This is a genomic window from Desulfosporosinus nitroreducens (assembly GCF_023897015.1).
GTDB lineage: Bacteria > Bacillota > Desulfitobacteriia > Desulfitobacteriales > Desulfitobacteriaceae > Desulfosporosinus > Desulfosporosinus nitroreducens.
The window spans coordinates 1-19,785 of the sequence record NZ_JAMHFY010000015.1; the positions used below are offsets into that span (position 1 = coordinate 1).

The 19,785-nt window shown below is 40.2% G+C and carries 16 protein-coding genes; 15 read left to right on the top strand and 1 reads right to left on the bottom strand.

The annotated features are described in order from the left end of the window. The coding region (locus tag M8E35_RS16090) for a glutamine synthetase III family protein (protein ID WP_252470228.1) at positions 1 to 1,526 on the bottom strand (1,526 nt) is incomplete at its 3' end. A gap of 270 nt (positions 1,527 to 1,796) precedes the next feature. Between M8E35_RS16090 and M8E35_RS16095 the strand changes: the two genes are divergently transcribed. The 15 genes from M8E35_RS16095 (at position 1,797) to dsrM (ending at position 19,780) form a co-directional block, all read left to right on the top strand. Next, the gene (locus M8E35_RS16095) at positions 1,797 to 3,389 is read left to right on the top strand and encodes an ATP-binding protein (protein WP_252470229.1); all 1,593 of its coding nucleotides are present in this window, start codon (positions 1,797 to 1,799) and stop codon (positions 3,387 to 3,389) included. Between the two features lie 47 nt (positions 3,390 to 3,436). Then, positions 3,437 to 4,132: a response regulator gene (locus M8E35_RS16100; protein ID WP_252470230.1), complete on the top strand. Its 696-nt coding sequence runs from the start codon at positions 3,437 to 3,439 to the stop codon at positions 4,130 to 4,132. Positions 4,133 to 4,254: 122 nt separating this feature from the next. Next, positions 4,255 to 5,283: a DctP family TRAP transporter solute-binding subunit gene (locus M8E35_RS16105; protein ID WP_252470231.1), complete on the top strand. Its 1,029-nt coding sequence runs from the start codon at positions 4,255 to 4,257 to the stop codon at positions 5,281 to 5,283. A gap of 103 nt (positions 5,284 to 5,386) precedes the next feature. Continuing rightward, positions 5,387 to 6,421, top strand: a complete 1,035-nt coding sequence (locus M8E35_RS16110) for a DctP family TRAP transporter solute-binding subunit (protein ID WP_252470232.1) — start codon at positions 5,387 to 5,389, stop codon at positions 6,419 to 6,421. Between the two features lie 107 nt (positions 6,422 to 6,528). Continuing rightward, on the top strand, positions 6,529 to 7,029 hold the full coding sequence (locus M8E35_RS16115) for a TRAP transporter small permease (protein ID WP_252470233.1): 501 nt from the start codon (positions 6,529 to 6,531) through the stop codon (positions 7,027 to 7,029). 4 nt (positions 7,030 to 7,033) lie between these two features. Beyond that, the gene (locus tag M8E35_RS16120) at positions 7,034 to 8,314 is read left to right on the top strand and encodes a TRAP transporter large permease (RefSeq protein WP_252470234.1); all 1,281 of its coding nucleotides are present in this window, start codon (positions 7,034 to 7,036) and stop codon (positions 8,312 to 8,314) included. A gap of 281 nt (positions 8,315 to 8,595) precedes the next feature. Next, positions 8,596 to 10,293 (top strand): sigma 54-interacting transcriptional regulator, encoded by a 1,698-nt coding sequence (locus tag M8E35_RS16125; protein WP_252470236.1) that lies wholly within the window; start codon positions 8,596 to 8,598, stop codon positions 10,291 to 10,293. Between the two features lie 346 nt (positions 10,294 to 10,639). After that, entirely contained in the window at positions 10,640 to 11,245 is a 606-nt protein-coding gene (locus M8E35_RS16130) for a succinate dehydrogenase/fumarate reductase transmembrane subunit (RefSeq protein WP_252470238.1), read from the top strand. A gap of 72 nt (positions 11,246 to 11,317) precedes the next feature. After that, positions 11,318 to 13,057: a succinate dehydrogenase flavoprotein subunit gene (sdhA, locus tag M8E35_RS16135; RefSeq protein ID WP_252470240.1), complete on the top strand. Its 1,740-nt coding sequence runs from the start codon at positions 11,318 to 11,320 to the stop codon at positions 13,055 to 13,057. A gap of 12 nt (positions 13,058 to 13,069) precedes the next feature. After that, the gene (gene sdhB / locus M8E35_RS16140; RefSeq protein ID WP_073031505.1) at positions 13,070 to 13,822 is read left to right on the top strand and encodes a succinate dehydrogenase iron-sulfur subunit; all 753 of its coding nucleotides are present in this window, start codon (positions 13,070 to 13,072) and stop codon (positions 13,820 to 13,822) included. Positions 13,823 to 14,452: 630 nt separating this feature from the next. Continuing rightward, positions 14,453 to 15,298, top strand: coding sequence for a CvfB family protein (locus M8E35_RS16145; RefSeq protein ID WP_073031510.1), 846 nt, complete (start codon positions 14,453 to 14,455; stop codon positions 15,296 to 15,298). 59 nt (positions 15,299 to 15,357) lie between these two features. After that, entirely contained in the window at positions 15,358 to 15,816 is a 459-nt protein-coding gene (locus M8E35_RS16150; RefSeq protein WP_252470242.1) for a YaiI/YqxD family protein, read from the top strand. A gap of 111 nt (positions 15,817 to 15,927) precedes the next feature. Then, entirely contained in the window at positions 15,928 to 17,775 is a 1,848-nt protein-coding gene (htpG, locus tag M8E35_RS16155) for a molecular chaperone HtpG (RefSeq protein ID WP_252470243.1), read from the top strand. A 440-nt stretch (positions 17,776 to 18,215) separates the two neighbouring features. Further along, positions 18,216 to 18,761 carry an RsbRD N-terminal domain-containing protein gene (locus tag M8E35_RS16160; protein WP_252470244.1) on the top strand — a complete coding sequence of 182 codons (546 nt, stop codon included), beginning with the start codon at positions 18,216 to 18,218 and terminating at the stop codon, positions 18,759 to 18,761. 17 nt (positions 18,762 to 18,778) lie between these two features. Further along, positions 18,779 to 19,780, top strand: a complete 1,002-nt coding sequence (dsrM, locus tag M8E35_RS16165) for a sulfate reduction electron transfer complex DsrMKJOP subunit DsrM (protein ID WP_252470245.1) — start codon at positions 18,779 to 18,781, stop codon at positions 19,778 to 19,780. Positions 19,781 to 19,785: the final 5 nt, after the last annotated feature.

Here is a 19,785-nt window from a genome sequence, read left to right on the forward strand (position 1 = left end):
CCATTTCCATCGAAGAGGATTCGATTGTGCTTAGTAGCTGTCTCCTTAAGAAGCTCAAGGAGGGCTTGATCGAAGTCGGTTGCTTTTTCGAGGCGATCTGCAAATTGGGAGAAGACTTCAGCAAATATAGTATTGAGTACTACGTTAGGACCTGAGATGGATTGAGAAGATGCTACCATTCTGAATTCAAATTTGTTGCCGGTAAAAGCGAAGGGGGAAGTGCGATTACGGTCTGTAGAGTCTTTACGGAAGGCGGGCAGGGTGATTACACCGCTGGCTAATCTCTCCCCTTGAAGGGAACGAGTGACTTCCCCATTTTGCAACTGCTTAAAAATATCTGAGAGTTGTTCGCCTAGGAAAACAGAGATGATGGCTGGAGGGGCTTCGTTTGCACCAAGTCGGTGGTCATTTCCGGGAGTGGCTGCTGAAAATCTCAGTAATTCTGCATAATCATCAACAGCTTTAACAATAGCACATAAAATCGTTAGGAATTGCAAGTTTTCATGGGGAGTCTTACCGGGATCCAAGAGGTTAAGTCCATCGTTGGTGGACATTGACCAGTTGTTGTGCTTGCCAGACCCATTGACTCCAGCAAAGGGTTTTTCATGAAGCAAGCAAACCATGTCATGACGCAGGGCAACTTTTTTCATGGTATCCATGACAATTTGGTTGTGGTCGGTGGCAATATTTGTTGTTCCAAATATAGGAGCCAACTCAAATTGTCCTGGAGCCACCTCGTTATGTTGAGTTTTGGCAAGAACGCCCAGCTTCCATAAATCAATATTTAAGTCATGCATAAAGGCAGCTACCCGAGCTTTTAAACTACCGAAGTAATGATCTTCAAGTTCTTGCCCCTTTGCTGACATCGCTCCGAAAAGAGTCCGGCCTGTGAGCATAAGGTCCATACGTTGGTCGAAGAATTTCTTGTCAACGAGAAAATACTCTTGCTCTGCACCGACTGTGCTGGTGACACGGGTAGAGGTTGTATTGCCGAAGAGTCGTAATAAACGCAAAGCTTGTGTAGAGAGGGTTTGCATAGAGCGCAAGAGAGGGGTTTTTTTGTCGAGTGCTTCACCAGTGTATGAGCAGAAGGCTGTTGGAATACATAAGGTTAAGACACCGCCATCTTCTTTAAGAAAGGCTGGAGATGTACAGTCCCAAGCAGTATAACCTCTTGCTTCAAACGTAGCGCGAATCCCGCCACTTGGGAAGGACGATGCATCCGGCTCACCCTTTATTAATTCCTTACCAGAAAACTCCATAACCACGCGGCCATCTTGGGTAGGAGAGATGAAAGAATCATGCTTTTCCGCAGTGATTCCGGTCATAGGTTGAAACCAATGGGTAAAATGGGTTGCTCCCTTTTCAATGGCCCAATCTTTCATACTGTTGGCCACAACTTCAGCTACATCAGGGTCTAGAGGGAGTCCCTCTTCAATTGTATTGCGTAAAGATTTGTAAGTAGCTTTTGGTAAACGCTCTCTCATTATTGCGTCACTAAAGACGTTTTCCCCAAAAATATCCATTGATCATTGCCTCCTTCTAGTTTTAGCTTTTTTGTAAAAAACAAAAAAACGCTCCCCTCAAAGATTATACAATAAATCTTCAAAGAGCGTCATTGCTCTATTTGAATATGATATAAACTTAACATTTTATTGAACCGTTGACAAGAGAAAAATTTATATGTATACAGTATAAAATTTGAAGAGATTACAGGCCAATATTTAGAAGGGATTTTAATTGAATTGACGAATTAATATGTATATTCAGAAATATCAAAGAAAGGAGAGCGGTTCTTGAAAGTACCTCATTTAAAATTGGGAACGAAAATTGCTATCCTCTCTTTTATTTTAGTTTTATTGTCTGTGGTTTTAGCTGGAGTGGTTATAGTCAACCGTATTTCGGGTAAGATGGAACAAGAGATTGGACATAGGGCTATGGCAATCTCTCGTACTGTGGCTCAATTACAGGAAGTTCAAGAAAATCTAAATAAGCAAGAAGGCTTTAAGTGGATTCAACCGCTTGCTGAGCGAATACGAATTGCAACTGGAGTTGAATATATAGTGATCTTTAATATGGAAAGAATGCGTTATTCTCATCCGTATTTAGATCGGATAGGAACTGTTTTTAATGATGGAGACGAGGGACCATCCTTAGAAAGAAAAGAATATCTTTCTCAAGCGGTTGGGGTAATGGGCCCATCAATACGTGCGTTTGTGCCAGTTCTGACTGATGAAGGAACCCGACAAGTTGGAGTAGTAGCGGTGGGAATTCTCGTGCCGACAATTAGAGATATAGTGGGTACATTAAGAATCCAACTTTATTCTTCCTTGTTAGTAGGATTAGCGCTTGGAATCATAGGCTCATTTTATTTAGCGAGAAACATAAAAAAGAATATGTTTTCCCTTGAACCTAATGAGATTGCCAGGATACTAGAAGAACGTGTAGCTATTTTCCAATCCATGGATGAAGGGGTCGTAGCATTAGATATCGAAAACCGCATTACGGTGATTAATGATAAAGCTTATCGAATTGCTGGTATAAATAGAAAGGTTCTAGGAGTTCGTTTAGATGATTTGGAAGTGCTTTATGTTCTTGCTGACCTTCTAGAAGCAAACAGTTCTTCGGAAACCACGGAACTGCTCCTTAATCAAACGTGGGTTCTTATTAATTTTCTAAAGGTGAAGGTTAACGATCAGATCGTAGGGCATGTCATTACAATTAAAGACAAAACAGAAGTGCGTAAAATGGCTGAGGAATTAACGGGAGTTAAGACCTTTATAGAAGCCTTAAGAGTCCAAAATCATGAATCATTAAATAAATTGCACACTATTTCAGGGTTGATTCAGCTAAATAAGGCTCAAGAAGCTATGGATTACGTTTACAAAGTGACTGAGGAACAACAAGAAGTTACGAGATTCTTAAGCCATAAGATGAAACATCCAAGTGTGGCTGGCTTACTTTTAGGGAAATACAACCGTGGTAAAGAACTTAAAGTTGACGTCTTTTTTGATCAGGATTCCTGCTTAGGGGAGTTACCTGAGACCTTGGATACTAACTCGCTAACAATTATCTTAGGGAACTTACTGGAAAATGCCATGGAAGCGGTGGTGGGAAAGGCGTTATGTGAAGTGCACTGTCGTATCAAACAAGAGGAGACAGAATTGATTCTTAGTATCGAGGATACTGGGGGAGGGATAACTCCAGAGAACCAAGCTAAGATATTTCAGTGGGGATTTTCAACAAAAGGAACTGGGAATCGAGGAATTGGTCTGCCCTTAGTTAAACAGACGATCGAAAGGCTTGGAGGTACCCTGGATCTGGAGTCAGGAAGCTGGGGTACGCGCTTTGGAGTGAAGATCCCTCTTAATTATTCGCAAAAGTTCTAGTGACGGTAGGAACACTTAATTTGAAGTTCGTTAGGAGGGTGACAAAAATGAATCCTATTGACTTAGTCTTAGTAGAAGATGATCCCATGGTAATGGAGGTCAATGAAGGATTTATTAAAAGAATCGGTGGATTTCGAATTTGTGGTAAAGCAAAAACAGGGAAGCGAGCACTCGAAATTATTCAAGAGCTGCGGCCTCGCTTAGTCATTTTAGATATTTACCTGCCTGATTTCAATGGAATTCAGATTCTTCGAGAGATACGGCGTCAAGGGATTCCCACAGATATTATCTTAATCACTGCAGCTCAAGATGTTGCAACAGTTCAAGCAGGTTTGCGTTTTGGAGTTGTAGACTATATCATAAAACCCTTTAAATTTGAACGGATCAATACAGCCTTAAACAATTATCGGACTTACTCGGAGCAATTTAGAAATCGCGGAGAAATGAATCAAGAGGATCTGGACAGGTTGATTAAAATTCTCCCTAGTCAGGAAAATCCATCTAATCGGATCAGGGAGGAATTACCAAAGGGATTAAGAGAAATTACCCTTCAACAAGTTTATAACTTTCTTAAAGAGAGCCGTGTAGGGCTGTCGGCAGAGGTAGTGGCTGAAGGTGTTGGGTTGGCGCGAGTTACAGCACGCAGGTATTTAGAGTATCTGGAAAAGAATGAGAGAGTTATACTGGAAACTCAATATGGATCGGTAGGCAGGCCTATCAACAAATATAAAATTGTACTTTAGGTACAATTTTACTTTTTGACCAATAAGACCATAAATATCAAAAGGACCTAAAGTATTGTGAATTATCAGAATATAAAATAAACTAAAAACATTCAAACTAATAAATGAAGGGATCGTACCATATGGCTAGGAAGAGCTGGATTTGCTTAATGATGATCCTTTTTCTAGGATTATCGGGTTGTAGTAACAGAATTGTAGATGGGCAGCAAGTCAATAAGGAAGAAAAAATAGTCATTAAGTTTTCACATGTTGTTGAGGAAAATACGCCTAAGGGACTGGCCGCCATACGCTTTGCCCAGCTCATTAAGGAACGGTCACGGGGCTCAATTGAAGTTCAAGTTTTTCCGAACTCCCAATTATTTAAAGATGGCGAAGAATTCGAGGCTTTAAGTAGGGGAGATGTACAAATGATTGCTCCAGCCACCTCTAAGATGTCCCAACTATTTCCTCAGTGGCAGATATGGGATCTTCCGTATTTGTTTTCTGATCTTGAAAGTGTTCATCAAATAATGGACGGTCCCCTGGGAAAAACCTTACTTGAGCAGTTAGAAGAGAAAAATATGCGTGGACTGGCCATGTGGGATAACGGCTTTAAACATCTAACAAATAACATTCATCCAATTATCAAACTCAGTGATTTAAAAGGCTTAAGGTTTAGAGTCATGTCTCCGGGGATTTTGCAGGAACAATTTTTCAATTTTGGAGCAAATGCTATTATTCTTCCCTTTAATGATGTATATGAGGCCTTAAGAGAAGGCAGCGTGGAAGGCCAAGAAAATACTATTTCCAATATTTATACAAAAAAATTCAGCGAAGTTCAGAAATATTTAACCCTCAGTCAACATGGTTTTATGGGGTACGCCGTAATCGTGAATGCGGATTTTTGGGATCAACTGCCAAGTCAAGCACGTGAACTTATAGAGAAAACTATGTCAGAAGTAACACTTTGGGAAAGAGAGACTGCGAAAGAATTAGACAGAGAACAATTAGAGGAAATTAAAAAATCGAAGATGCTCAATATCTACTCTTTAACCCCTCAGGAAAAAGTGATTTGGAAAAAAGACTTCTCCTCTGTTTATACCAAATTTGAAAATGAAAATGGGTCAGAATTTCTTACCGAAGTAAAGAAATTAAGTAAAGAAATGGAGTGAGCCGAAAGAGAAGATTTTAAAAATTAGATTGGGAGGTGAGGCTGGTAACGGAACATAGAAATTCAGGTAATGACTGTATGAATAAATAAGAGGGGGAGAGAAAATGTTTAGAAAAAAACCAATGGCTTTAGCGTTAAGCACTGTGCTTGTCTTAACACTTTCTTTAGTTGGATGTGGAGGAAAGCCCGCTACTACCGCTGGGGATAAAGAAGTGAAACCGATCATCGTTAAATTTGCTCATGTTGTGACTCCCGATACCCCAAAGGGGCAGGCAGCTTTAAAGTTTAAGGAATTAGCAGAACAAAAAACGAATGGAAAAGTAATAGTCGAAGTATATCCCTCATCTCAGCTCTATGGAGATAAGGAGGAATTGGAGGCAGCTCAGTCAGGTAATGTGCAAATCATTGCACCATCAGTTACAAAATTAGTCGGGTTGAACCCCAAATTCCAATATACTGATCTTCCGTTCTTATTCCCAAATAATGAAGCTGTTTATAAATTCTTTGCTTCAGATCAAATGAAAGCACTCATGAATTCCTTAGATAAATATGATCTGCAAGGGTTAGCTGTCTGGCCAAATGGCTTTAAGCAATTTACCAATAATAAGCGTCCATTAGTAAGCCCGGAAGATTTTAAAGGTTTAAAGTTCAGAACTCAGGCAGGAAAAGTTTTGGAAGCTCAGTTTAAATCGTTAGGAGCTGGTTCTGCGACCATTGCTTTTGGTGAAACCTATGCTGCCCTGCAACAAGGCACGGTGGACGGACAAGAGAATACCTTTAATAATATTGATACTCAGAAATATCAAGAAATTCAAAAGCATCTTACAGTCACAAATCATGGCCGGCTCGATTATATGATCATTGTCAATAAGAGTTTTTGGTCAGGACTAGAGCCGGATATCCGCAAAGCATTAGATGATTCGATGGCTGAAGCAACCAAATATGCAGTTGAACAAGCAGAACTTCTTGATAAAAAAAGTATGGATAACCTAAAAAATAGTGGGAAAATGCAGTTCACAGAGCTAACTCCTGCTCAACTGGGAGTTTTCCGAGAAACGATGAAACCAGTTTATGCCCAATTTGAAAGTGTCCTCAGCAAAGAGTTAATCGATGCTGCCATTAAAGCCGGACAGAAATAAGGCAAGTCTCTTCGAATTCTAAAGAGATAAAGAGGGTTCTTCTTGCGAGAACCCTTTTTTATCAAAAGTTATCCCAGTGTGATCGCATAAGATTTGAGGTGAAATGAATGAGAAAGTTTTGGCGAGTCTTTGAATTCTTGGAGGACATCGTTTCTGGGGGCCTGCTTTCGGTTGGTGTTACGATGATTTTCTACGGGGTTATCATGCGCTATGTGTTTAATGATGCACGTTCTTGGGTTGATGAGATTTCTCAATACATGATTATCTGGGGGACGTTAATTGGCACAAGTGTCGCCTTGCGCAATGATCATCACATCAAGGTAGATATGTTATTTAATGTCTTGTCGAAAAGGGTGCAGTACTATGTAACCTTGTTTGCACATACGGTTGGAATCACGTTCAGTCTTTTCCTGGGTTATTATGGCTATAAATTGGTCTCGTTCACGCACAATACAGGGCAAGTGTCTACAGACGTAGGAATTCCTCTGTATATGGTTTACAGTATTCTTCCGCTGACTGGAGCACTATTAACGTTTCGCTTTGTAATCAAACTCTATGAAGCTTCACGTAATACCGGCGGGGCCGGTAAAGTGGCGGAAAGGATGTAATAAGATGTTAGTAGCGTTATTGTTTATGCTTTTCGTTGTTTTCTTCTTATTGAACGTTCCTATTGCCATAAGCTTGGCAATGTCGACAATTGCGCTTATTGTCACTACGGAAACGTTTAATTTAATGATGATTCCTCAACGGATGTTCGCTGGACTGAATTCGGCGACATTAATGGCGATACCAGGCTATATTTTAGCTGGAGTTTTGATGTCTCGCGGGGGAGTCTCAAAATACTTAATTGAGAGTTTGCGGTCTTGGATTGGGCATTTACCCGGGGGGTTATCTGTAGTTACTATTTTGGCTTGCATGATTTTTGCAGCGATATCTGGATCTAGTCCTGCGACTGCGGCAGCCATCGGAGCTATAATGCTTCCGGCTATGGTGGCAGGCGGTTATCCAAAACGCTATGCAATGGGACTAATTGCAGCAGCCGGGACTCTTGGTATATTGCTTCCACCCAGCATACCTTTGATTGTTTATGGTGTTACTGCGGATGAATCAATTGGAAAGTTGTTTATGGCTGGAGTAATACCTGGTTTGATTTTAGGAAGTATCTTAGTAGTTTCTGCCATAATCTATGCTAAAAAGCACAACTATGGGCATGGGAAAAAATACACTTGGTCTGAACGATGGAAGGCTTCTCTAAAGGCCATACCTGCGGCTCTGTTGCCTGTGGTTATTTTAGGAAGTATATACTCTGGAATTTGTACCCCGACAGAAGCAGCGGTGGTTGCCGTCTTTTATACTCTAGTTGTTTCCATCTTCATATATCGAGAACTTCACTTTAAAGACATTCGTGGGATTTTAAGGGAAACAATAAATACATCTTCGATGATCTTTCTGATCATCGCTGCAGCTTTAGTCTTTGCACTCTATTTAACAAATAATCAAATACCTAATAAAGTCGCTGATTGGATAAGTAATGCAAATCTAAATATTTTCTTGTTTTTTATGGTCACTCAACTCGTTTTCTTTGTAATGGGCACTTTCTTAGAAGCAGTATCGGTTATTTTAATTACTTTGCCAATCTTATTACCGATTATTAAGCAATTAGGCATTGATCCGATTCATTTTGCTATTGTCATGACTGTAAATATGGAATTAGCGATGATCACTCCGCCTGTAGGCTTAAATCTATTTGTTGTCAGTTCAATGGCTAGGGAACCTTTAGGAGAAGTTGTTAGAGGGGTCATTCCTTTTATAGTTTTGATGATTGCCGCAATGATCCTGTTTGTTATTTTCCCCGAGCTGTCGCTCTATATCCCACGCGTATTAATGGATTAATTGTTATTCCCATAGACGCCTTATTTAAAGCTTTCGTTAGGCCGTCAGGCAAAAAGCTAACAAGTCGCTGAACCTGGTCGTATTAACGACCGGGTTTGTATTTTCAAGAGATTTCACCTTAAGAAGAGGCGAAATTTTATTAGATGTATCCGATGATCAATATGTCGAATAATTCTAAAAATTACAAAATAACAGCAGGATTTTAAGCCTAAGGATCGAATAATTTTAATAAGAAAATGCAGTGAATAAAAGTATCGTTGAATATTTTGGAGGTTTAACTGATGGCTCATAAAGTAAAAGTAGGTATTGTTGGAATGGGCCAAGGGGGGGCATCCATTTATAAGACGTTACGCAGCATAGAACATATTGAGATTACAGCAGTATGTGATTGTCGTGAAAATGCTCAGGGGATTAAGATTGCACAGCTTGATGGCATATCTACTTGTTTATCCCTTCGAGACTTTTTAAAGGTCCCCAATCTTGATGTAATTATTGAGGCTACGGGAATTGAAGATGTTCAAAAACAAATAGAACGAGATAAAGAAAAATCTTGTGCAGTGATTGAAGCTCAAGGAGCTAATCTAATGATGTCTCTTATTGAAGAAAAGGAAAAGTTAGCGGATATTAAACGTTTAAAAGGCGAACTCGATGCTATTCTGAACTCTGTCCAGGAAGCCATCGAAGTAGCTGGTATTGATGGGAGCATCAAATATGTCAACCCGTCGTTTAGTCGCGTAACTTCAATTCCCGCAAGTCGCAGAATAGGCAACAATATTTTTGAAGTCTCTCCCAATGGTGCTCTAGCTCGCTCTCTTCGTACGCATGAAGCAGTATTTGCTCATCGTGCAGTTGTCGGAGGAGCTAATGTAGAGGTAGTCGCTAATGCATCTCCAATAGTCGTTGAAGGCAAAATGGAAGGTGCTGTCGTCGTTTTTCAACCTCTGACGGATATCTATAAATTAATGGAACAGTTGAAAGCATCCAATCGAGTGATTGACGATTTACAAACCCGCATTAATCAGATCTCCACCAGCTCGTATACCTTTGATGATCTAATTGGAAGTCATCCTGAATTCGAAAGCGCTTTGGATTTGGCTCGAAAGGCTGCCAAAAGCAATACAACAATTCTTATTACAGGAGAATCCGGTACTGGAAAAGAGTTGTTTGCTCACGCAATTCATGGCACAAGTTTGCGTCTTGACAAACCATTTATCAAGGTCAACTGTGCTGCTATTCCGGAAACACTGCTCGAGAGTGAGTTTTTTGGACATGAAAAGGGTGCATTTACAGGGGCGTTGAAAACAAAACTGGGAAAGATGGAGTTAGCTAATGGTGGAACCATCTTTTTAGATGAGATTGGTGATATGAACCTTTATTTACAAGCTAAGTTATTGCGAGTCATCCAGGAAATGGAGTTTGAAAGGGTAGGTGGGTCACAAACAATCAAAGTGGATGTTCGCGTAATTGCTGCAACTAATCGCAATTTGCTCGAGATGGTCAAACAAGGGGATTTTCGAGAAGATCTTTATTACCGTCTCAATGTTTTAGAATTGCGTTTGCCATCACTTCGAAATCATAAGGATGATATTCCAGCTTATGTGCATTCCCTTATAGCTAAGTTTAACCGAAAGTTTGGAAAACACGTTAAAGGACTAACAACACGAGCAGAAGAAGTGTTAATGCAATACGACTGGCCAGGCAATATTCGTGAACTTCAAAATGTCATAGAACGGGCTATGGTAACGGTAGATGAAGAAATAATTACCCATAAACAACTCCTTAATCTTGTGGATTTTCCTTTAACCTCACAGCAAGAGCATACAATCGAAGGACTTATCCCCATTGAAGAAATGGAAAAGCAACTAATCCGCATGGCCTTGGAGCGTTATGGTAACTCTGTAGAAGGAAAGAAGCAAGCAGCTAAGGCCTTAAGGATCTCCTTGGCAACTCTTTATAATAAACTGAAGATGATGACCTAGGTACAAAAATATATAATTTACTATTATAATTTTTAGAACTATCTTTTATAGATTCTAGAATTTATAAACTATTTTGTTGCCAGCTATTCATTTAAAGTTGCAGTTGTACTTTGAATCAAAATTATATTACTTCAAAGTATAACTGGAATCAGCTAAACAAAAGGATAAAAAAATTTTTACTAATAAAAATCAGAAAAGTGATTATATTCTATCTATTTGGCACGGAGATTGCTATCTATAGATATAGAAGCAAAAACATAAATGGAGGATTAGACAAAGATGTTCACTCTACAGAAAAAATACTTGAATTACTCGACAAATGAGTTCGGAAGAGAGGATTGAGAATATGAGTACGACACAAAGCCCTTACCACTTTTTAATTCGACGAGTTCATTCTATTTTAGGTTTGGTGCCAATCGGATTCTTTCTGACCTTTCACTTGATTCTTAATTTAACAGCCCTTGGGGGGGCAAAACAGTATGACCTGATTATAAGTACCATGCAGAGTTTCTCGGGGATTTTCATTATTGAACTTGTCGTCATATTTATACCTATCGCCGTGCATGCGATATATGGAACATGGGTGGTCTATACCGGGCAGGCCAATATTTTAAGATATAAATACGCCCGAAATTGGTTCTATATTATCCAAAGAATTTCTGGTCTTTACACTTTTGTCTTTGTAATTATTCATGTTTATCTTTTGCGTTTCGGAGAAGCAAATTTTTCAGCGTTGTCACAATTTTTGAGTCAGCCTCTGGGACTGCTCTTTTACGTTTTGGGCGTATTGTTCTCAATCTTTCATTTCACTAACGGTCTATGGGCTTTTGCGATTACATGGGGTTTGACCATTGGACCGCATTCACAGAAAGTTTGGTTATATACGTTAGGAGTTGTTTTTGTTCTCCTGTCTGCAATCGGAATGTCGGATATCTTTGCTTTTCTAAAATAATAGCAAATTGCTTAGACACCGGTATCAATATCATCTGCACAAAATTGACATGAAAGAGTGGAGGGTCAGGGGATGAGTAAAGTCATCGTAGTGGGAGGCGGCTTAGCAGGACTTATGGCCACGATTAAGATGGCCGAGGCTGGTACGCACGTCGACTTATTTTCTTTAGTGCCTGTCAAACGGTCGCATTCCGTTTGTGCCCAAGGGGGAATTAACGGAGCAGTCAATACCAAAGGAGAGGGAGACTCTACATGGAATCACTTTGATGATTCAATTTATGGAGGAGACTTTCTCGCTAATCAACCGCCCGTAAAAGCCATGTGCGATGAAGCGCCAGGAATTATCCATTTGATGGACAGAATGGGAGTGATGTTTAGTCGAACGTCTGAGGGGCTTCTTGATTTTCGCCGTTTTGGTGGAACAAAGTTTTGTCGGACAGCCTTTGCCGGGGCTACAACTGGTCAGCAACTTCTCTATGCGCTCGATGAGCAAGTTCGACGTTATGAGGTTGAAGGATTAGTTCAAAAATACGAACACTGGGAATTACTCTCGGTTGTGCTTGATGAAGGGGATTGCAAAGGGATCGTTGCTCAAAATCTGCGAGATATGGGCATTGAATCATTTGCGTCTGACGCCGTGATCATTGCTACCGGAGGCCCGGGAGCGGTCTTTGGCAAAAGCACAAATTCCACAATTTGTACCGGAAGTGCAGTTTCAGCATTATATCAACAAGGAGTGAAGTACGCGAACGGTGAGTTTATCCAAATTCACCCCACTGCTATCCCGGGTGATGACAAGCTTAGGCTAATGTCTGAATCTGCTCGGGGAGAAGGTGGACGCGTATGGACTTATAAAGACGGGAAACCTTGGTATTTCCTTGAGGAAATGTTTCCAGCTTACGGAAATTTGGTTCCAAGGGATATTGCGACTCGTGCGATTTATGAAGTGGTCTTCGACAAGGGGCTTGGTATTAATGGCGAAAATATGGTTTATCTAGATCTGTCGCACATTGATCCGCACCGTCTGCAACTTAAATTGGGTGGAATCCTGGAAATCTATGAGAAGTTTGTTGGGGATGATCCGAAGAAAGTGCCTATGCGTATTTTTCCGGCAGTTCACTACTCTATGGGCGGTCTTTGGGTGGATTATGACCAGATGACAAATATTCCGGGACTTTTTGCTGCTGGGGAATGTGAATACCAGTATCATGGAGCAAACCGTCTTGGGGCTAACTCGTTGCTTTCCGCTATCTACGGAGGTATGGTAGCTGGCCCGAAGGTGATGGAATATATTAAGAACAATAATAAAAAACAGACTCCTAGCATTCATGAGCCGGCGTTTCAGAAAGAAAAGAAACATCAAGTTGATCAATGGGCTAAGATACAGGCTATGAAAGGGCCGGAAAACCCTTATCTTCTTCATAAAGAACTTGGTGATATTATGACTCTGAACGTTACTGTCGTACGTTATAACGATAAATTAGCTGAAACAGACGCTGTGCTTCAAAGTCTCATGAAACGTTGGCATAATATCGGAAGAAGTGACAACATCGAATGGGGAACCCAGGAAGGAACGTTTATTCGGCAACTTTGGAACATGCTGGAATTAGCCAGAGTCATAGCCTTAGGAGCTTTAAACCGTAATGAGAGCAGAGGGGCTCACTATAAGCCGGATTATCCAGAAAGAGATGATAAAAACTGGTTAAAAACAACCATTGCTACGTGGACAACGAGCGGCCCAGAACTAAGTTATGAACCAGTTGATGTCTCATTGATTCCGTTGCGTGCCCGTCGTTACGATATTGATAAATAGGAGGGGTTTAAGATGGCTGAGCAAAAAACTATACGTTTGAAAATCCGCCGCCAGGACGGACCAAATAAACCCTTCCATTGGGAAGAGTTCGAAATAGCCTATCGTGAAAAGTCAAATGTAATTTCTTGTTTAATGGAGATTCAGAAAAATCCGGTTACCGCATCTGGTAAAAAGACGACCCCGGTGGTTTGGGAATGTAACTGTCTAGAGGAAGTTTGCGGAGCTTGTACCATGAATATTAATGGACAGGGTAAGCAGGCGTGTTCAGCACTGGTAGACCAACTTGACCAGCCGATTGTTCTTGAACCATTAACCAAATTTCCCTTAGTACGCGATCTAATGGTTGACAGGCAGATCATGTTCGATCACTTGAAAACAGTCCATGCTTGGATCCCTATTGACGGGACTTATAATTTGGGCTCAGGCCCTAGGATGCCTGAAGTGAAGCGACAGTGGGCCTATGAATTATCTAAGTGTATGACCTGCGGATGCTGCATGGAAGCCTGTCCACAAGTCAACTCACGTTCTAAGTTTATAGGTCCGTCTGCTATTTCTCAAGTTCGTCTGTTTAATACCCATCCTACGGGTGAAATGAATAAACATGAAAGATTGGCGGCGTTGCTGGATGAAGGTGGAATCGCTGATTGCGGCAATTCGCAAAACTGTGTACGTGCCTGTCCAAAGGAGATACCCCTGACAACCAGCTTGGCAGACTTAAATCGTGAAACTAATAAATTTGCTCTTGATCAATGGTTAAGAAAGTGATATTTTAACAATATAGTAATATTTTTGATAAAATTCAGAATTTTAATTCACCTACTAAATATACTAGTAGTATAAAATGGATAGCTTCGATCAATTCTAAGTTAAATGTTAGATTAGTGAAAAGGAGATTTTGAGTCTATGAAAACTCTGCAAGAAGAAGCCTTTGCTCATCAGAACGAAATGAGTTCCGTAGAAGCATGGTCAAGAATGTCATTCAGTGATGAAGAGCGCAATGTACAACAAGATAATCTAAGTTTATTCGGCCCATGTTGCGCCAATGGGTGTCAATATTGTCGTCCAAATTGTCACGAGCAGCCTGATAGATCAAATTACTTTTGATAATGGATTTTCATAAGCATTAGTCATTCAGATCCAGAAAAGAATGTTTTTATAGATCCAAATACTTGGGATTAGCCTCTAGGCTAATCCTTTTTGCTTTATAACCTGTTTCAAGGCAAATGTAACACTTAAACGATTATAATGATATGTAAATAAGACATACTACCTTTGGCAGCTGAATTATTTTGCACCATGAGCCCCCTTTCGCTATAATGAATGGGAATACATGGTGTGTCTATTAATGGACTAAGAATTAGAATGGTATATTGCATTAGGGAAAGGAAACTAACAATGATTGAAATTGGGAAATTTTATAAACTTAAGATTGCAAACTTTACATCCTTCGGTGCCTATTTAGATGCGGGTACAGGCGTAAGGCACGATAATATCTTGTTGCCGATTAAACAATTACCAGAGGGCGCTAAAGAGGGAGATGAATTAGAGGTTTTCATGTATCGAGATTCTGAAGAACGATTAATCGCCACGACTAGAAAACCGCTGGCTAAATTAGGGGATTTAGCCTACCTTAAGGTCAACGCCAAGACAAAAATTGGAGCCTTTTTAGATTGGGGTTTAGAGAGAGGATTGTTTCTGCCTTTTAAGGAACAGAAGTATCCGATTGAAGTAGGAAAAAGTTATTTAGTTAAAGTTTATTTAGATAAGAGTCAGAGACTGAGTGCTACGACAGAAATTTATGAGTATCTCAGTGCAAGTACGCCTTATCAAAAGGACGATAAAGTTGTTGGTACGGTCTACTCCGTAAATCCCGAAATTGGGGCTTTTGTTGCTGTAGACAATAAGTACATGGGACTTATTCCTCTTAATGAGTATTTCGCAGAACTAAAAGAAGGGGATCAAGTAGAGGCTCGAGTGATCCGAGTTCGAGAAGATGGCAAGCTTGACCTGTCTCCGAGAGAACTTTCGCATATTCAAATGGGATCAGATACCGTGAAGATCCTGCAAGGAATTAAAGATCACGATGGATTTTTAGCACTTAATGATAAAAGCAGTCCCATCGAAATCCAAAGTCGTCTTAACATGAGTAAGGCAGCCTTCAAAAGAGCTTTAGGTAAACTTCTTAAGGAGAATAAAGTGATCCAGACAGAAGATGGTCTGAAAAAATTACCTAACCGATAGGAGAATATGGTCCGTTTCGAGAGGTGTTTCATACATATCGGTTGAGAGAAGTTGAGATTATGAAAATTATCGTCGATGCTGATGCTTGTCCGAAGGCAGTATTACAGATTTGCCAGAAGTTAGCCGGTGATTATGCTATCCCTGTCTGGACCGTAGCCAGTTTTAACCATAACATAGTATCTGACAATCATATTGTTGTAGGTAACTCTTCACAAGAAGCAGACATCCGGGTTATAAATCTTGCCCAAAGGGGAGATGTAGCAGTTACTCAGGATTGGGGTCTGGCGGCCATGTTATTGGGGAAAGGGGTAAAGTGTTTAAATCCTATAGGAAGAGAGTTTAACCCTTCCACTATTGAGTTTTTACTGGAGGAACGAGAGGCCAAAGCGAAATTCCGCAGAAGCGGGGGCAGAACGAAAGGTCCCAAAAAAAGAATGCCTGAAAATGATCTGCAATTTGAAAGCTGTCTGCTGGCAGTACTTAAATCAAGCTTTACTAGCGATGGGCAAGAACTTTAACTCTAGAATGTTGCAAAAGACTTTGCACTTTTGGTAAAATTTGATTAAACTATGGATAGAGGCTCGACTTGTCGGTGCCCCTGCATATTTAAACAACGATGGAGGTAAACAATGAGTACCGCAGTAGAAACAAAGGAATTCCAAACAGAAATCAGACAATTATTGGACATTGTTATTCATTCTCTTTATACTGATCGCGAGATTTTCTTAAGAGAGCTTATTTCCAATGCCGCCGATGCTATGGAGAAGCTCCGTTACACGCAGTTAACAGGACCTGAGGTTAAGGATAAAGACGCAGTGTTAGAAATCCATATCGATACGGATGATAACTCTCATACATTAACTATAACGGATACCGGAATTGGAATGACCAAAGAAGAGTTAGTTGAGAATTTAGGAACGATTGCTCATTCGGGGTCAAAGGAATTCTTTAAACATTTAAGTGCTAAAGGGGATCAAAAGGATCTTAACCTCATTGGGCAATTCGGAGTTGGTTTTTATTCAGCCTTTATGGTGGCAGATAAAGTGACGATTTACACACGCTCATATCATCAAGAGGGTGAAAGCTTTACTTGGGAATCTGACGGTGTCGGAAGTTATACAATTACTGAAGGGGAGGATCGCGTCAGAGGAACAAAGATGGTTCTCCACCTGAAGGAGGATGCCTATGACTTTGCCAAGGAAGAAACTATCAAACGAGTCATTAAGCAGTACTCCAGTTTTGTACCTTATCCTATCATGGTCAATGAGCAGAAGGTAAATACAGTTGACGCTCTATGGACCAAAAATAAAAGTGAGATTTTAGACAATGACTACAATGAATTCTATAAGTTCATTGCTAATGCTCATGATGAACCACTCCTTCGATTGCATTTTTCTTCAGATGCTCCTTTAAATATAAATACTTTATTATTCGTTCCTAAGGAGAATCTCGAACAATTTGGTTTTGGACGAACGGAGCCTGGGGTAAGCCTCTATTGCAAAAAAGTTCTTATTCAAGAAAAGTCCCCATTGGTTTTGCCTGAATGGTTGCGTTTCTTAAGAGGGGTAATAGACAGTGAAGAATTGCCCCTTAATATTTCAAGAGAAACAATGCAAGACAGTGCCTTGATCAGTAAGCTAAACAAAGTTGTTACAAGTCGCTTCCTTAAATTTCTGGACGGCCAAGCGACAGCAGAGCCGGAGAAGTTCAAAGAATTTTGGGAGAAATTTAACTTCTTCATTAAAGAAGGGGCTGCCAATGATTATACTCACCAAAAAGATCTAATTAAACTATTACGCTTTGAGTCTTCGAACACAGAGGCTGGGGAACTAGTGTCTCTGGCTGATTACACAGGCCGGATGAAAGATGATCAATCAGCAATCTACTATGTCAATGGCCCATCACGTGAAGTTATTGAGTCTGGCCCCTATCTGGAAGTATTCAGAAACAAAGGGATTGAAGTCATATATACGTATGCAGCTATTGACGACTATATCTTTGGAGCAATCAGAGAACATGAGGGAAAAAGACTTATTTCTGCAGATGAAGCGGATTTGAATTTAGGTGATACCGAAGAGCAGGATAGAAGGGAAGAGGCTCTCTCGGAAGAAGAAGTCTCAAACCTCACCAGTTGGCTCAAAGAAGTATTAGGGAGTAAGGTAACTGATGTGCGAGAGTCGAAGCGCTTAGTTGACAGTCCGGCAGTAGTGCTTAGTCCGTATGGCACGAACAGTATGCAACGGATGATGCAAATGATGAATAAGGATCTTAATAATGTAGGCCCCAGTGTCTTAGAAATAAATGCGGCACATGCCATGATTAAGCGCTTGGATACTGCTCGTAAAAATGAAGACTCTTTTGCTAAAATTGCTGCAGAACAGATATTCGAAAATGCTCAAATCGCTGCAGGACTTATCGTAGACCCCAGGGGAATGGTAAATCGTCTCAATGAGATCCTGGAACGTGCCTTAGGATAAGATAAACGCTGGCCAAGGACGCCCGAGTAATAGAAAGAGCTACATATTTTCGTAGCTCTTTCTTATTAATGATCGCAATACGATTATCTAATTGATCTATAAGAAATAAGAATTTTACAAGCTAAGTAAAATTACTTAGACTGATAGTGATAATAAGAACAAATGTATTTCTCGAACTTTGGTTTACTAACCCCTTTGTTAATAGTTTAACGATAAAGGAGGATGCGCTCCTATTTATGAGTAGAGGTTAGCCATAGTTAAAAGGAGAGATAGGACACCATTTATGTGAAAACGTTCTCAGGATAGGTCGATGTTGAACAGAGCTTTATTCAACATCGACTGAATTGTGTTACAAAGACGTATTAAATGGTGGATTTGAACGTTCCTGGTAGAAAAGACAAAATGGATTTTGCTATTTAAACTACAAGGAGTGGTCAAAATTGGACGTAAAGTTTATTGAAATATTCAACGAAAAAAAAACCGCCATTTCGAGTCGATGGTTAGATGCAATGATAGCATCGTATCCCAATGACAACTCAGGTTTTTTGATGAATCAAAAAGACAGGTTTGCAAACCCGGTGGGTTACACATTTACAATAGGGATTGAAGGCATCATTGAGGTACTCGTTAAAGGGGAAGACTTTTCGGAAAGCGTATCATTCCTTGAGGATATTATTAAGGTCAGGGCAATTCAGGATTTCACACCCGCAAAGGCAATGGCTTTTGTCTTCCAACTCAAAACAATAGTTCGAGAAGAACTTGGAAAGGAAATAAGGCAGAACCAGATCTATGATGCATTATTGGATTTTGAATCAAAGATAGACGATCTGGCGCTTACTGCCTTTGATATATATGTAAAATACCGAGAACAGATCTATGAACTGAGGACAGATGAGCTAAAACGAATGACCTTTTCACTGTTAAAGAAAGCGAATTTAATGTCCGAGATTCCAGATCAAGAATTTGAACACAAAGACCAAAAATAAAGGAAGGAGGTCGTAGAGTGAAAGTCTTGTTTTCTTTCCTCGCAGTCATTTTACTCATTCTAGTCGCCACCATGGGAGCGTTTATTACAAATTTGCATTTTGTCTTTGGTATTATTATCCCGTATTTAGCCTTTGCCATGTTTGTAGGTGGATTTATTTACCGAGTTGTTAAATGGGGTCGGTCTCCAGTGCCGTTTCGTATCCCTACAACCATTGGTCAGCAAAAATCTCTCCCTTGGATTAAGCAAAATAAGATTGAGAACCCCACAAGTGCCTTTGGTGTTATTGTCAGAATGGCTATGGAAGTCCTCTTTTTTCGCTCGCTGTTCCGTAATACTAAGACTGAATTAAGGGAAGGGCAGAATGGCCCTGAACTATCCTACGGCTCGGCAAAATGGCTTTGGTTAGGCAGTTTGTTCTTTCACTGGTCGTTCCTCATAATCATCATCAGGCATCTTAGATTTTTCTTAGAGCCTATTCCGTTTGCAGTGCAAATTCTTGAGAGTGTTGACGGAATGTTACAAATCGGGTTGCCTGCCATTTATCTAACAGATGCTTTTATTTTAGTCGCAGTTACGTATCTGTTCCTCAGAAGAATTTTTGTTCCACAGGTGAAATACATCTCACTTCCTGCAGATTTCTTTCCACTGTTTATGATTATGAGCATAGCAATCTCGGGGATCCTGATGCGTTACTTCTATAAAGTAGATCTTGTTGCTGTTAAGCAATTAGCAATTGGATTAGCTACTTTTCAACCAGTGCTTCCAACAGGAATCGGGCCTATGTTTTTTATTCATATCTTCTTAGTCAGTATTCTCTTTGCCTATTTCCCAATGAGTAAATTAATGCACATGGGCGGGATTTTCATGAGCCCAACGCGCAACATGATTAGTAACAATCGTATGGTCAGACACATTAATCCCTGGAATCCCGAAGTAGAGGTTCATACTTATGAACAGTATGAAGACGAGTTCAGGGAAAAAATGAAAAAAGCTGGTATACCGGTAGAAAAGGAGTGATCGTG

Excerpts from the sequence above, each read along its gene's own strand:
- M8E35_RS16125 (WP_252470236.1), top strand. The coding sequence starts at position 8,596 with ATGGCTCATAAAGTAAAAGTAGGTATTGTTGGAATGGGCCAAGGGGGG.
- M8E35_RS16105 (WP_252470231.1), top strand. The coding sequence starts at position 4,255 with ATGGCTAGGAAGAGCTGGATTTGCTTAATGATGATCCTTTTTCTAGGA.
- M8E35_RS16115 (WP_252470233.1), top strand. The coding sequence starts at position 6,529 with ATGAGAAAGTTTTGGCGAGTCTTTGAATTCTTGGAGGACATCGTTTCT.
- M8E35_RS16130 (WP_252470238.1), top strand. The coding sequence starts at position 10,640 with ATGAGTACGACACAAAGCCCTTACCACTTTTTAATTCGACGAGTTCAT.
- sdhB (WP_073031505.1), top strand. The coding sequence starts at position 13,070 with ATGGCTGAGCAAAAAACTATACGTTTGAAAATCCGCCGCCAGGACGGA.
- M8E35_RS16150 (WP_252470242.1), top strand. The coding sequence starts at position 15,358 with ATGAAAATTATCGTCGATGCTGATGCTTGTCCGAAGGCAGTATTACAG.
- M8E35_RS16120 (WP_252470234.1), top strand. The coding sequence starts at position 7,034 with ATGTTAGTAGCGTTATTGTTTATGCTTTTCGTTGTTTTCTTCTTATTG.
- sdhA (WP_252470240.1), top strand. The coding sequence starts at position 11,318 with ATGAGTAAAGTCATCGTAGTGGGAGGCGGCTTAGCAGGACTTATGGCC.
- htpG (WP_252470243.1), top strand. The coding sequence starts at position 15,928 with ATGAGTACCGCAGTAGAAACAAAGGAATTCCAAACAGAAATCAGACAA.
- M8E35_RS16145 (WP_073031510.1), top strand. The coding sequence starts at position 14,453 with ATGATTGAAATTGGGAAATTTTATAAACTTAAGATTGCAAACTTTACA.
- M8E35_RS16110 (WP_252470232.1), top strand. The coding sequence starts at position 5,387 with ATGTTTAGAAAAAAACCAATGGCTTTAGCGTTAAGCACTGTGCTTGTC.
- M8E35_RS16100 (WP_252470230.1), top strand. The coding sequence starts at position 3,437 with ATGAATCCTATTGACTTAGTCTTAGTAGAAGATGATCCCATGGTAATG.